The sequence below is a fragment of the Candidatus Sphingomonas phytovorans genome (assembly GCA_029202385.1).
Lineage (GTDB): Bacteria > Pseudomonadota > Alphaproteobacteria > Sphingomonadales > Sphingomonadaceae > Sphingomonas > Sphingomonas phytovorans.
In genome coordinates this window covers 587,940-601,596 of sequence record CP119314.1, presented here as the reverse complement: position 1 = coordinate 601,596, position 13,657 = coordinate 587,940, and the positions used below count along the sequence as shown (strand labels likewise).

At 65.4% G+C, this 13,657-nt stretch carries 14 protein-coding genes; 7 read left to right on the top strand and 7 right to left on the bottom strand.

Annotation, left to right across the window (positions count from 1 at the left end; translation table 11 throughout):
• Positions 1-75 precede the first annotated feature (75 nt).
• Entirely contained in the window at positions 76-1,050 is a 975-nt protein-coding gene (locus tag P0Y59_02965; protein WEK00672.1) for a type II secretion system F family protein, read from the top strand.
• A gap of 22 nt (positions 1,051-1,072) precedes the next feature.
• Positions 1,073-2,068 carry a type II secretion system F family protein gene (locus P0Y59_02960; protein WEK00671.1) on the top strand — a complete coding sequence of 332 codons (996 nt, stop codon included), beginning with the start codon at positions 1,073-1,075 and terminating at the stop codon, positions 2,066-2,068.
• Between the two features lie 72 nt (positions 2,069-2,140).
• Here P0Y59_02960 and P0Y59_02955 read toward each other — a convergent pair whose 3' ends face one another.
• Together P0Y59_02955 and P0Y59_02950 are read right to left on the bottom strand one after the other, a co-directional pair.
• Positions 2,141-2,668 (bottom strand): DUF1254 domain-containing protein, encoded by a 528-nt coding sequence (locus P0Y59_02955; protein ID WEK00670.1) that lies wholly within the window; start codon positions 2,666-2,668, stop codon positions 2,141-2,143.
• Complete coding sequence (locus tag P0Y59_02950; GenBank protein WEK00669.1) at positions 2,665-3,240, bottom strand: DUF1214 domain-containing protein; 576 nt, start codon at positions 3,238-3,240, stop codon at positions 2,665-2,667. Before P0Y59_02950 ends, P0Y59_02955 begins: the two co-directional genes overlap by 4 nt.
• 310 nt (positions 3,241-3,550) lie before the next feature.
• On the opposite strand from P0Y59_02950, the gene P0Y59_02945 reads away from it, so the two are divergent.
• From P0Y59_02945 to P0Y59_02935, 3 genes are read left to right on the top strand one after another with little or no spacing between them, the layout of a single operon-like run.
• Positions 3,551-4,105 (top strand): CHAP domain-containing protein, encoded by a 555-nt coding sequence (locus P0Y59_02945; GenBank protein WEK02479.1) that lies wholly within the window; start codon positions 3,551-3,553, stop codon positions 4,103-4,105.
• A 56-nt stretch (positions 4,106-4,161) separates the two neighbouring features.
• Positions 4,162-5,340 (top strand): VWA domain-containing protein, encoded by a 1,179-nt coding sequence (locus tag P0Y59_02940; protein WEK00668.1) that lies wholly within the window; start codon positions 4,162-4,164, stop codon positions 5,338-5,340.
• Positions 5,341-5,373: 33 nt separating this feature from the next.
• Positions 5,374-5,634: a hypothetical protein gene (locus P0Y59_02935; protein WEK00667.1), complete on the top strand. Its 261-nt coding sequence runs from the start codon at positions 5,374-5,376 to the stop codon at positions 5,632-5,634.
• A 24-nt stretch (positions 5,635-5,658) separates the two neighbouring features.
• On the opposite strand, the gene P0Y59_02930 is transcribed toward P0Y59_02935, so the two are convergent.
• Entirely contained in the window at positions 5,659-6,855 is a 1,197-nt protein-coding gene (locus P0Y59_02930; protein WEK00666.1) for a DUF1343 domain-containing protein, read from the bottom strand.
• The gene (locus P0Y59_02925; protein ID WEK00665.1) at positions 6,852-7,400 is read right to left on the bottom strand and encodes a DOMON-like domain-containing protein; all 549 of its coding nucleotides are present in this window, start codon (positions 7,398-7,400) and stop codon (positions 6,852-6,854) included. Before P0Y59_02925 ends, P0Y59_02930 begins: the two co-directional genes overlap by 4 nt.
• Before the next feature lie 177 nt (positions 7,401-7,577).
• Here P0Y59_02925 and rimO point away from each other — a divergent pair, with 177 nt between their 5' ends.
• Both rimO and P0Y59_02915 read left to right on the top strand, forming a co-directional pair.
• Complete coding sequence (rimO, locus tag P0Y59_02920; protein WEK00664.1) at positions 7,578-8,906, top strand: 30S ribosomal protein S12 methylthiotransferase RimO; 1,329 nt, start codon at positions 7,578-7,580, stop codon at positions 8,904-8,906.
• Positions 8,907-8,992: 86 nt separating this feature from the next.
• Positions 8,993-9,334: a hypothetical protein gene (locus P0Y59_02915; GenBank protein WEK00663.1), complete on the top strand. Its 342-nt coding sequence runs from the start codon at positions 8,993-8,995 to the stop codon at positions 9,332-9,334.
• On the opposite strand, the gene P0Y59_02910 is transcribed toward P0Y59_02915, so the two are convergent.
• The 3 genes from P0Y59_02910 to P0Y59_02900 all read right to left on the bottom strand — a co-directional run bounded on the left by P0Y59_02910 (position 9,331) and on the right by P0Y59_02900 (position 13,508).
• Entirely contained in the window at positions 9,331-10,119 is a 789-nt protein-coding gene (locus P0Y59_02910; GenBank protein ID WEK00662.1) for a ceramidase domain-containing protein, read from the bottom strand. The genes P0Y59_02915 and P0Y59_02910 overlap by 4 nt on opposite strands.
• Positions 10,120-10,182: 63 nt before the next feature.
• Positions 10,183-11,040: a dienelactone hydrolase family protein gene (locus P0Y59_02905; protein ID WEK00661.1), complete on the bottom strand. Its 858-nt coding sequence runs from the start codon at positions 11,038-11,040 to the stop codon at positions 10,183-10,185.
• Positions 11,041-11,126: 86 nt separating this feature from the next.
• Positions 11,127-13,508, bottom strand: a complete 2,382-nt coding sequence (locus P0Y59_02900; protein ID WEK00660.1) for a membrane-bound PQQ-dependent dehydrogenase, glucose/quinate/shikimate family — start codon at positions 13,506-13,508, stop codon at positions 11,127-11,129.
• Positions 13,509-13,657: the final 149 nt, after the last annotated feature.

The window sequence follows — 13,657 nt, the reverse complement described above, 5'->3', positions numbered from 1 at the left end:
TGTCCGCCGACGACGGAGGCGGAAAATTCGCGGGCGTAAACCGTCCGTCAACGAAGCGGAGCGCTTGATACCGCGATGGAACTGATGCCGTTCATCATGCTGTTCGCCGGCGCCGCCACTGTGCTCGTGCTGATGGTGTTCGCCTTTGCCGGGCCATCGCCAGCGCGCGCGCGCGAACGCCGGCTGAGCGCGGTGCGGGCGCGGCACAGCGACTCCTCGAACGCGCTGGTCGAGGCGCAGATGCGCCGCATCACTGCAAGCCGCGGCAACAAGATGGACGCCGCGGCGATGCGGTTCCTGCCCCGCCCCGCCCTGCTCAAGAAGCGGCTGGCGATGACCGGCAAGACCTGGACCGTCGGTCAGTACGGCATGGCGACGCTTGGCATCACCGTGATCGTCGGCATGCTGCTCTGGCTCCAGGGCCTGCCGATCGCACTATCCCTGCTTGTCGGGATCATGCTGGGCGCCGGTATCCCGCATTTCGTGGTGGGTTTCTTCATCAAGCGCCGCATCACCCAGTTCACTGCCAAGTTCCCCGACGCGATCGAACTGCTGGTCCGCGGCCTCCGCTCCGGCCTGCCGATCACTGAGACGATCGGCGTGGTCGGCCAGGAGGTCGAGGGTCCCGTCGGCGTCGAGTTCCGCTCCATCACCGACAAGATGAAGATCGGCCGGACGATGGACGTGGCGCTACAGGAAACCGCGGACCGGCTCGGCACGCCCGAATTCCAGTTCTTCGTCATCACCATCGCGATCCAGCGCGAGACCGGCGGCAACCTGGCCGAGACTCTCGCCAACCTTGCCAATGTGCTGCGCATGCGCGGGCAGATGAAGCTCAAGATCAAGGCGATGTCGTCCGAATCCAAGGCCTCCGCCTACATCATCGGATCGCTGCCGTTCATCGTGTTCGGCATGATCTGGATGATCAACGGCAGCTATATGCAGACCTTCTTCGTCGACCAGCGGCTGATGGTCGCGGGTGGCGGCGGCATGATCTGGATGGCGATCGGCGCCTTCATCATGGCCAAGATGATCAACTTTGAAATCTAGATCAGGATAGCGCGGAACTTTCATGGGCGACACGGCTGGACCAACGATCCTAGGGGTCGATGTGATGTGGGTGGCGACGCTGCTCTCCGGCGTCGCCGCATTCGCGGTGCTGCTGGCGATCTACGCCGCGACGACCGCGCGCGACCCGATGACGAAGCGCGTCAAGGCCCTGAACGACCGCCGCGAGCAGTTGAAGGCCGGCATCACCGCCTCGACCAAGCGCCGCGCGAAGCTCGTCACCAAGAACGAGACGACCGACCGCATCAAGTCGATCCTGTCCGGTCTCAAGGTGTTGCAGGACAGCCAGGTCAAGGCAGCGCAGATCAAGCTGATGCAGGCCGGCATCCGATCGAAGGAATATGCCGTCGCGGTCATCTTCGGCCGCCTGGTCCTGCCGATCGTGTTCGGCGGGCTGATGGTCTACATGGTCTACGGCACCGACATGTTCGCCGACTATAGCCCGCTCAAGCGCTACGGGATCGTCGCGGTCAGCTTCATCCTGAGCTACAAGGCGCCCGACATCTTCCTGAAGAACAAGATCGACAAGCGCTCCAGCGCGATCCGCAAGGGCCTGCCCGACGCCCTCGATCTGCTCGTCATCTGCGCCGAAGCGGGCCTGACCGTCGACGCGGCCTTCAACCGGGTCGCCCGCGAGCTCGGTCGCGCCTATCCCGAACTGGGTGACGAATTCACCCTGACCGCGATCGAGCTCGGCTTTCTGTCGGAGCGCCGCCAAGCGTTCGAGAACCTCGCCATGCGGGTCAAGCTCGATGCCCTGAAGGGCGTCGTCACCACCATGGTCCAGACCGAGAAATACGGCACGCCATTGGCGTCAGCGCTCCGCGTGCTCTCGGCCGAGTTCCGCAACGAGCGCATGATGCGCGCCGAGGAAAAGGCCGCCCGCCTGCCCGCGATCATGACGGTGCCGTTGATCCTGTTCATCCTGCCCGTGCTGTTCATCGTCATCCTCGGCCCGGCAGCCTGCTCGATCTCCGACGCGTTCAAGGGCGGGATCTAAAGCCAGGCGGGCGCGCGGTCGGGGCTCATCGTCGACGGCGGGGTCGTTGACGACTCCTCCATTGGCACGACGCTATGATGCCGAAGAACGACAGGTCGTCCCGTGGCGCTCCCGGTCGATCTCGGGAAAGCGGGCCCGGTTGTCGATCAGGATACGGACCAGGGCGATTCCGCGCGTTCCGTCGACATGGACCGGCTCATATCCGGCGGGCGCAGCCTGTCCGGACGCCAGCACGGCGATGCGGAACGGTTTATGCCCTGCCTTGATACCGTTGCGGACCAGGGCGGCATTGGTGTGCGTGTCGAAGATCGAGAGCGACCAGTATGGCGCCTGCACGGGCACCGCGTCGATCAGTAGCGGCCCGGCGCTCAGGTCGAACGGGCAGGTCGAATAGGCAAGGTCGGGACTGGGCCGCACGATGGTGCGCGAGGCGGCGGTGGCCAGCGGGGCATGGGCGAAGCGGTTGGCGCCGCCAAGCGCCGACACCCGCCGCACCGCGAGCCGCATCAGCGCATCCGGCGCAACGACCATGACCGCCTGCCACGCGACGCCGCCAAGCACCAGGCCAGCGATCAACGGGCCAATCCAGCGCCGGATCATTTGCACCCCTCCCGTACGATGCTGGGCAATTGAGCGCCGGTGAAATTGCTGCTCCCACCATTGTCCGGGAGATAGGCGCGAAGCGTCAGCTCGAAACGGTCGGCGCTGCCCGTCGGCAGCCAGTGCCCGGCTTGCCGTTCGGACGACACCGTGACCGTCCAATGCGCCTGTTCCGACGACGGCAGCGCCGCACTGCCGACCGAATAGATGCCGGGCTGGTTGGCGACGAGATAGCCCTCTCCGTCATAGAGTGTCAGGCTCCACCACCGCGACGGCAGGCCGCCGCCGCTGATCGCATAGGTGCAGCGGCCGCTGAGCTGGCGACCGGCATCGTCGACGGCGGCGTTGTAGTAGCGCGCTTCAGTCGCCGGGAGCGCGAGAAGACCACGCAAGGCGACGATCGCGCGGGTATAGGCGCTTGCTTGCGCGGTGCCGAAGTCCCGGCCGGTGGTCCAGGCGCCGATCCTGTCGGAAGCACCGAGCGCGCCGGCACGGACACTCCAGACGGCACCGCCCCCGCCGAGCACGATGCCGGCAAGTCCGCAGACCAGATATCGTGCCCAGGGTTTCATCGGCGCCCCTCTTTAAACCGTCATCCCGGATTTATTGCGGCATCGATCGTGCCATCCGCGCAACGATCGTTATGCGGCGGATATCCCACGTCGCCAAGCCCCTGCCCCGGCGCTTCCCGAGAAGATCCCCGAGCATGGCGGGACATGCTCGCCCGATGGCAGGTCGAGGACGGGCCATCGCTGTCTCCAGGCGGGAGAGATAAAACCGTATTGAACCCCACAGATCATCCGAAACGTGATTTACCCAATGGTAACCACTGCCGGATACGGATGCTTTGGGGGGGCGCCACCATGGTGCCCGTGTATGCGTATGTTTTCCTCTTTTGCCCTTCTGGCGGCGGCCTGTGCCTCGTCGCCCGCCGGCGCGGCATCCCTGCTCGATTATGTCGGCCAGTGCGTGCCCTTCGCCCGCGCGGCCAGCGGTATCCAGATCTACGGCGACGCCTGGACCTGGTGGGACCAGGCCGACGGCAGATACAAGCGCGGCGATGTGCCCAGGGTCGGATCGGTCATCGTCTTCGCCAGGACGAGCCGCCTGCCCCTCGGCCATGTCGCGGTGATCAGCCGTGTCGTCACCCCACGCGTGGCAATGGTCACCCATGCCAACTGGTCCCGCATCGACGGCGAGCGCGGCCATACCGAGCAGGACGTGACGCTGACCGACGTCTCGCCCGACAATGACTGGAGCGAAGTGAAGGTCTGGTATCGTGATCGCGACGGGCTCGGCACGACGACTTACCCGGTCTATGGCTTCATCTATGGCACGCCCGACGCGAAGCGGGTCGCAAAGGCGCGCCCGGCACGGGAACTGACCGGCGACGATCCCGACGATATCGGTGCGATGATCGACGTCTACGCACGCTGATCCGGCGTGCACGAAAGATATCGACTTGGCGGGCGTGCTGCGCCTAACCTCATGCCATGTTCCTGAACTTCCTCGACGAGCTCCGCGCCGCCGGCATCCCGGCGAGCATGAAGGAGCATCTGATCCTGCTCGAAGCGCTCGACCGTGATGTGATCGAGCGCACGCCCGAGGATTTCTACTACCTGTCCCGCGCCGTGTACGTGAAGGACGAAGGGCTGCTCGACCGGTTCGACCAGGTCTTCTCCAAGGTGTTCAAGGGCATCGCCACCAGCTTCGGCGCCCAGAATGCCGACATTCCCGAGGAATGGCTCCGCGCCGTCGCCGAGAAATATCTCACCCCGGAAGAGATGGAGGCGATCAAGTCGCTCGGCTCCTGGGAAGAGATCATGGAGACGCTGCAGAAGCGGCTTGAGGAGCAGCAGGGCCGGCACCAGGGCGGCAACAAATGGATCGGCACCGGGGGTACCTCGCCCTACGGCAATAGCGGCTACAATCCCGAAGGGGTCCGTATCGGCGGCGAGAGCAGGAACAAGCGCGCCCTAAAGGTTTGGGACCAGCGCGACTTCAAGAATCTGAACAACACGAAGGAACTCGGCACCCGCAACATCAAGATCGCGCTGCGCCGCCTGCGCCGCTTCGCCCGCGAGGGTGCAGCGGACGAGCTCGACATCGATGCGACGATCGACGGCACCGCGCGCCAGGGATGGCTCGACGTCGTGATGCGGCCGGAGCGGCACAATGCGGTCAAGCTGCTGCTGTTCCTCGATGTCGGCGGGTCGATGGATCCCTGGGTGAAGCTTTGCGAGGAACTGTTCTCGGCCGCGACCAGCGAGTTCAAGAATCTCGAATTCTTCTACTTCCACAATTGCCCGTATGAGGGGGTGTGGAAGGACAATCGCCGCCGCTTCACCGAGCGCACCCCGCTTTGGGACGTGCTCCATAAATACGGTCATGATTACAAGCTGGTGCTGGTCGGCGACGCGTCGATGAGCCCCTATGAAATCACTCATGCCGGCGGCTCGGTCGAGCATTTCAACGAGGAATCCGGCGCGGTGTGGATGCACCGCCTGACCACCACCTATCCGGCCGCCATATGGCTCAACCCGGTGCCCGAGCAGCAATGGGGCTATTCGCAGTCAGTCCGCATCCTCCGCGAATTGATGAACGACCGGATGTATCCGCTGACGCTCGCCGGCCTGGATGACGCGATGCGCGAGCTGACACGGAAACGGTAATCGCGCCGGCTTGCCGAATGACGGAGTGTGGCGGTGAAGCACGCAACGACACCAGCGCTGGACCAGCTCGAGCCGCTTCTCATTCGTCTGCGTGGCCTGCCGGGGATGACCGAGAAGAAACGTGGCATTTTCTACCGCAGAGCCACGTCTTTCCTGCATTTTCATGAAGACCCGACAGGGTTGTATGCCGATGTCCGCGAACCCGACGGGCAATATTCAAGGCTGAAGGTCGACACGTCGCAGCAACAGGATGCGTTCATGGCTGCGGTCGGTACGCTGCTTGGCCTGCCCTGAACCTCCACGCTCGCGGGGCCGCGTTCAGTATAGCAAATAAGGCTTCCGCGCTTCTGTCCAGCCACTCTCGTCGGGGCGCGCTACCGCGTCCAGATCATCCGGCAGCGCCGTCGCGTCATCGACCCATTCGCGCAAGCCGGGGCCGCCATTGATCACATCGATCGCCAGCTTCCCGAATTCATATTCATATGGGAAGTCGCGCCACAAATCATACTCGGGATAGAGCCGCCGGATCGCCTTGAAGCCAAGCGCCTGTACCCGCCACGGCCGGAAGGCGTGATGATCGTAGAACGGCCCCTCGGCATGGATATGCACGCCATTGCACAACTGCCCGACATGCTTGTGGAAGGTCGGCTGGAACCAGATATCGCGCAGCGCGCACCCGTTCAGCCACTCCGGTGCCAGCCTCCGCATTTCGGCGATCACCGCCCGGGCATCGATGTCGGGCGCGCCGAAGAGTTCCAGCGGACGCGTGGTACCGCGCCCTTCCGACAGAGTCGTGCCCTCGAGCATCACCGTGCCGGCATAGGCGCGCGCCATGTTGATATTGGGCGCGTTCGGGCTTGGGTTGATCCAGATCCGATCCTCGGGCCAGCCGAAGCCCGGTGCCGTCTCCGGCGCCCAGCCCTCCATCTCGATCACCCGGTAATCGACATCGAGCCCCTTCAGCGCGACGAACCAGTGGCCGAGTTCCCCCAGGGTCATGCCGTGCCGCATCGGCATCGGCCCCGCGCCGACGAAACTCTCCCAGCCCGGCAACAGGGTCAGGCCCTCGACGGGGCGCCCCGCCGGATTGGGCCGGTCGAGCACCCACACCGACTTGCCATGCTCCGCCGCGGCTTCCAGCACATAGAGCAGCGTCGTGATGAAGGTGTAGATGCGGCAGCCAAGGTCCTGCAGGTCGAACAGCATCACGTCGAATGTGCCCATCGACTGCCCGGTCGGCCTCCGCACCTCACCGTAGAGGCTGAACACCGGCATGCCATATGTGGGATCATTGAAGTCCGGCGACTCCATCATATTGTCCTGAAGGTCGCCCCGCACGCCGTGCTGCGGCCCGAACACCGCGGTCACGTTCAGCCCGCTCGACACCAGCGCGTCGAGCGAGTGAGTCAGGTCAGCCGTCACCGAGGCCGGATGAGCGAGCAACGCGACCCGCTTTCCTTCCAGCGGCTTGCGCAGGGCGGGGTCAGCGAGCAGACGATCGATACCGAATTTCATGAAGCGGTCGGTGCCGCGAGCCGGGCGGTAAAGCAATCCCGGGCGTGGAAATCCTCCGGCCCCGCCGGATGGGCCAGCGCCCAGAACGACTTGGTCCCGTCGCGCTCCTCGATCACCGTCGTCAGCGCGACATCCCAATTAGCCCCCGCCAGTCCCGGCAGGTCGGCCGTCGCCTGCAGTTCGGCGACATCCGCTCCGGGCAGCCACACCACTTCGCTCACCACCGCGCCACCGGCCCGCCGCATACCCGTCCGGTGATCGTCGAAGTCATAGGCAGCCCATCGGGTAGACGATGCGATATTGAGCTCGACATAGCGCGGCGCACCTTCCTCCCCGACAAACACCTCGAAGCAGCTATGGCGCCAGAGCTCGTCGGTGAAGGCCGGTTCGGCCGGAACCGGCCACGACACGTCATCGATCGCCCCAGTCACGTGATAGGTCAGGTTGAGCCTGTCCCCATCTCTCCGCGCAGTGACGGCAATCGATCGAACGGCGCGGCTCGGGCAATCGGGATGTGGCTGCAAGGTGAATTCTACGTCGCGCAATGGTCGGTGCTCCAAGCGGGCAAATCTCGCATGCCTCTTTGTGCCGTTCGTTTCGAGCGAAGTCGAGAAACCTGCGCTTGGGAGGTGCTTCTCGACTTCGCTCGAAACGAACGGCCGGAGCACATTTCCACCATGACTGGAAAATCCCGCGCAATGCGCCTATGTGGCGCGTTCCCCATGGCAACGATTCTCCCCACCCCGCCGAAAATCGGCATGGTTTCGCTCGGCTGTCCGAAGAACCTGGTCGACAGCGAACGCATCCTGACCAAGCTCCGCTCGGACGGTTATGCGATGTCGCCCGACTATGCCGGCGCCGACGTCGTTCTGGTCAACACCTGCGGCTTCCTCGATTCAGCCAAGGAAGAAAGCCTCGAGGCGATCGGCGAGGCCATTGCGGAGAATGGCCGGGTCATCGTCACCGGCTGCATGGGCAAGGAAGCCGAGACGATCCGCGCGCGTTTCCCCAATGTCCTCGCCGTCACCGGCGCGCACCAATATGAGGAAGTCGTGGGCGCGGTTCACGAGGCGGCCCCGATGCCCCCCAGCGCGTTCCTGAACCTGGTGCCGGAAAGCGGCCTGAAACTCACCCCGCGCCACTACAGCTATCTGAAGATTTCGGAGGGCTGCAACCATCGCTGCTCCTTCTGCATCATCCCGTCGCTGCGCGGCGACCTGGTCAGCCGTCGGCCTGACGCCATCCTGCGCGAGGCGGAAAAGCTGATCGAGGCGGGCACCAAAGAGCTTCTGGTCATCAGCCAGGATACATCGGCCTATGGCGTCGACATCAAGCATCATCCACGCCCATGGCATGGCCAGGAAGTCAGGGCGCACATGACCGACCTGTCGCGCGAGCTCGGCAAGCTCGGCGCCTGGGTGCGGCTGCACTATGTCTATCCCTATCCCCATGTAGACCAGGTCATCCCGCTGATGGCCGAGGGGCTGGTCCTCCCCTATCTCGACATCCCGTTCCAGCACGCCTCGCGCGCGGTGCTGAAGGCGATGCGCCGCCCGGCCAATGAGGCGAAGGTACTTGAGCGGATCAGGAACTGGCGCACCATCGAGCCGGACATCGCGATCCGCTCGACCTTCGTCGTCGGCTTCCCCGGCGAGACCGAGGACGATTTCAAATATCTGATGGACTGGCTCGAGGAAGCACGGCTCGACCGGGTCGGCGCCTTCCGCTTCGAGCCTGTCGAAGGCGCGGCCGCCAATGATTTACCGGGCGCTGTTCCGGAAGAGATCAAGGAAGAGCGTTATGCCCGCCTGATGGAGCTGACCGCGCGAATCTCGGCCGAGAAGCTCGACGCGAAAGTCGGCCGAACGCTCGATGTGATCATCGATGCGGTCGAGGGAGATGGCGCCACCGGCCGCTCCAAGGCAGACGCGCCCGAGATCGACGGCGAGGTTCATCTGCGCGATGCGGGCCATCTCAGCCAGGGCGATATCGTCCGGGTCGAGATCGAGGACGCCGACGAGCACGACCTGTTCGGCGTACCGGTCCCCTAAAGCGCGACGCTGCTGGAAACGCCGATGCATTGACTGTGTGTTGCCCAAGCAATACACAGGAGTCCTGACTCGGGAGCAGGACGGGAATGTTCAAGGCAATGGCCCTGATCGCGACACTCGCGGCCACCCTCGCCGGCTGCGGCCCCACCCGGTTCGACGAGCTCTCCTATTCGGTTGATGTCGCCGGGGATCAGCGCGTCGCGCTCTTCACCTGCAGGAAATCGTCGAGCGGCCAATGCGTCTTCCGCTTCGACGGCAACGCCAGTCCCGCAACCGCGACTGTCGCCGTCAACGAAACGGGGGCGGTCAGCGGCGTGGGGCCCGGCACCAGCTATTGCTCGACCTCCGGGGCTGACGGCGCGATGTGCCAGGCCCAGACGCTCCAGATCGGCAAGCAGACGATCCGCCACAGCAAGCGGAGTTCCTAACCCTCCGCGGTCCGCTCGCTGCGATAATAAGCGAAGGTCAGCCACAGCGCGACAGCCCCGAGCAGGTGCCACGCCGCATGCCCCTGGATCAGGCTCGACGGCACGCAGATGAATCCGTGCTGGTCGAGGTTCCAGATAGCGAAAGCGATCGCATTGACCAGTATGCCCAGCAGATAGAAGTGCACCTCGACGTTCGGCCGGCGCGGCCGCGCGAAGGCGAGCTCGACCACGATCGCCAGGATCAGCAGGACCGCGAACAGCCACCGCCGCGCCTCAGGAAACGCAACCAGCAGCTCGACCAGCCCGGCGCACAGAATGGCGTAGAGCAGGATCGCGCGCCTGTCCGGGATGCCAAGCCAGCGGCCCAGCGCGCTCACCAGCAGGAAGGCGCCGACCAGATACATGCCGAGCACGTCGAAGAACTGGCCCCACAGGGTCAGGGTCGCGTGCAGCAGCACCGATCCCAGCCCGACGACGATCGCCGTGATTCCGAACGCGGTCGCCGAGACCGGCGTCATCGCCGAATGCCATCCGGGCCCGCGCGCAAGCAGGATCATCAGGAAACCGGCGAAGACGAAGCCAAGCGACGACCAGCTGTTCGCCGGCTGAAGGATCAGCGCACCGATCCGCGGCATCTCGCAGAAGCACCGCGTCGCGGTGCAACTCGCGGGCGCATAGACGCCCCAGCCGGGGCCGAACGCCAGGAGCAGCAAGATGATGCCGAGGGCGGCAAGCGCGGTCAGCGCGAGTGCGATCGCCCATTGGCGCGGCCCGGTCCGCTGCATCGCCCTCCCTCCCTCTTTTGCGAAGGCCAGCCCCCATGGCACGCCCCGCCAAGCGCACCGACCTTAGGTCAGGTTCGCCTTGTAGAGCTTGAGCAACTCGCCCCAGGCTTTCTCCGCGGCCGCCTCGTTGTACGACTGGCTGCCGGGGACGCACCAGCCATGATCGGCTGGATAGACTTCCACCGTCGCCGGGCGCCCTGCCGTCTCGAACGCCTTTTTCAGCACGTCCTTGGCCTCGGGCTGGCGCGCATCGTCATTCTGGGCGACCGCCACCAGATAGGCAGCCCTGGTCTTCGGGATCAGCAAATGCGGGCTTGACTGCTCGGCGGTGACCAGGCCGCCGCCATGGAAGCTGCCCACCGCGCCGATGCGGCCGGGCACCGCGGCGGCCGTGCGGAAGGACAGAGGCCCGCCCATGCAATAGCCCTGCACGCCCGCCTTCTTCTTTTTGTCGGTCTGCGGCTGACGGTCGAGAAAGGCGAGATAGGCCGCCGCATCCTTGTCGACGCCCGCATCGGTCATCGCCTGGCGGAAGCCCATGACCTTGGCCCGGTCCTCCGGCTTGTTGAAATCGAACGCACCGTCGACCACCGGTGCCCGCTTGCTGCGATAGAAGGGGTTCGGCACCAGCACGATATAGCCCTCGTTGGACAGCCGGCGCCCCATCTCGCGAAACACCGGGCGCAGGCCCAGGATGTCGGGCCAGATCAGCACGGCTGGCCAGGGGCCCTTGCCCTTGGGATGGAACAGCGCCGCGTCGGCATCGCCATCCGGCGTCTTCACGGTCACGTCGGTCTCGACGACATTCTCGGCAAAGGCAGAGGTCGTGAGCCCAGCCGCCGCCACGCCCGCCATTACGAATGCCCTGCGGGACAGTTCTGAGGTCTCGACCAGTCCCTGATGGATCTCGCTGTCACACATGCCGCTTCTCCCGTTTGAGCCGCGCCATTCGACGGGGGGCGCCTGTCCGTGTCAAGAGGCGTTCCGGCCCTATCGGGGCCCAGGTTCTACCCCCGCTGCGGCAACGCGTAGGCGATCACCTGGTCCCCGATCGGCGTCTCCATGAAGTGATGCCCCCCGGTCATGATCACCAGATATTCGCGCCCGCCCTGTTCATAGACCATCGGCGTCGCCTGCCCGCCCGCCGGCAGCACGTCGGACCACAGGGTCTTGCCCGTGCGCAGGTCGATCGCGCGGATCAGATTGTCGGTCGCGGCCGCGACGAACACCAGCCCGCCCGCCGTCACTACCGCGCCGCCGTTATTCGGCGTGCCGATATGGAAGGGCAGCATCGACGGGATGCCGAACGGCCCGTTGGTCCGCGCGGTGCCGAGCGGCCGGTCCCACAGGGTCTTGCCGGTCGCGATGTCGATCGCGCGGATTCCGCCATAGGGCGGCTGCTTGCACAACAGGCCGGTGAACGGCATCCGCCAGCCGGCGTTGACGTTGACCGCATAGGGCGTGTTCGCCTGCGGATCGCCCGCGCCCTCCGCTCCGCCGATCTTCCCACGTGCCTGGTCGCGCGGCGCCCAGCCGCGCTTGTTCGCCTCGGCCCGCGGCACCAGCCGCACATAATTGGGCATGTCGTTGTAGTTGGCGACGATCACCCCGCGCTGCGGATCGACCGCCACGCCGCCCCAGTCGCTGCCGCCATTATAGCCCGGATACTGGATCGACGGCCGATCCGCCTCGGGTGGCGTATAGAAGCCCTTGTAGCTCGCGCGGTGGAACTGGATCCGGCAGATCATCTGGTCGATCGGCGACATGCCCCACATGTCGCGCTCGGTGATGACGGGCTTGCGCAATGTATGCCACAGCGAGACGATCTGGGTGGGCGATCGCTGTTCCGGCTCGACCCCGCCGCGCGGCACCTGGATCGTGCCGACCGGCGTCAGCGGCTGGCCCGTGCGGCGGTCCAGCACGTAGAGATCGCCCTGCTTCGACGGCAGCACCAGCGCTGGCGTGCCCTTGTAGTCGATCAGCGTCGCCTGGCTGCCCAGGTCGTAATCCCACACATCCTTCTTCACCGCCTGGAAACGCCAGCGCGGCTTGCCCGTGGTCACGTCGATCGCGACCAGCGAGGTGGCGAAGAAATGCTCCGGCGGCCGGCGCAGGCCCGAATAATAATCGGCGGTCGAATTGCCCATCGGCAGATAGACCAGCCCAAGCTGCTCGTCGCCCGACGCGGTCGTCCACATGTTCGGCGTGCCGCGCGTATAGGTCTGCCCCGCCGGCGGCAGGCCGGTGATGTCGGGTCGCATCATGTCCCACGCCCAGCGCAGCTTGCCGGTCACCGCGTCATAGGCCTGGATCACGCCTGACGGTTCCCAGCGATCCTGGCCGTCAAGCACCTGATGGCCGGTGACGATCACCCCGCGCACGATCGTCGGCGCCGAATTGATCGAGACATAGCCCGGGGGCACCGCGCCCATGCCGAGCTTGATGTCGACCTGTCCACCGGTCCCGAAATCGGCGCAGGGCTTGCCCGTCGCCGCATCGAGCGCGAAGATCCGCCCGTCGAGCGTACCCTCGATGATCCGCGCGGCGCAGGCCGATCCGGCCGCCGCGCCCGGCACCGCATAATAGCTCACGCCCCGGCATGCCGCGGTATAGGGGATCGCCTCGTCCGATACCTTGGGATCGAACCGCCAGCGTTCCGTACCGCTCGACGCCTCGAGCGCGATCACCAGGTTCTTGGGCGTGCAGAGATACAGGCTGTCGCCGATCTTCAGCGGCGTGGTCTCCGCGCCATAGGTCTTCGCGATCGCCGCGCTCGACGGCATGTCGCCGGTATGCACCAGCCAGGCGCGTTTCAGCTTGCCGACATTGCCGGCGTTGATCTGGGTCAGCGGGGAAAAGCGGCGCGCGCTGTAGGTGCCGCCATAAGCGGGCCAGTCGGGCCCGGTCGCCTGCCCCGAAGGATCGGCGAACCCCGGTGCCTGCGGGGCGGGCAAGGCAGCCACCGCGACATCGTCGCGCAGGCCGAGGACAGCGAACAGCAGGATCGTCGCGGCCAGCACCGCCGCGATGGCACCCAGCCCGGCACGCCACCGGTTCCGCGTCCTGGATAGAGTCGGCATCGCCGCCAGCACGGCGACCAGCAGCACGACCGGCGCAACGATGCGCGGGACAAGCGCCCAGACATTCGTCCCCGCCTCGCCGAACGCCCAGACGATGGTGAGCGCGACGATCGCGATATAGATCCAACCACCGAGCAACCGCTGCCTGAACAACAGCACGCCGGCCGCGATCATCGCGATGCCGGTCACGACATAATAAATCGATCCGCCCAGGATCATCAGCCAGAAGCCGCCGATGGCAAGGACAAGCCCGATCAGGGCGAGGACGATACCGACGACGATAGCGGCCCAACTGCGGCGAGATTGCACGGCAAGTCCCCTTTTCGATGCCCCGAAAGACATTCAACCGGCGAGGCGGGTCCATGTTCCCATGAAAGATTCGTCATGCCCGCCCTCTTTCCTTTGGCCGTCGAAGATGAAAAGACAGCAGCCCCGCCCCTTGCCCGCCTCTTGATGGT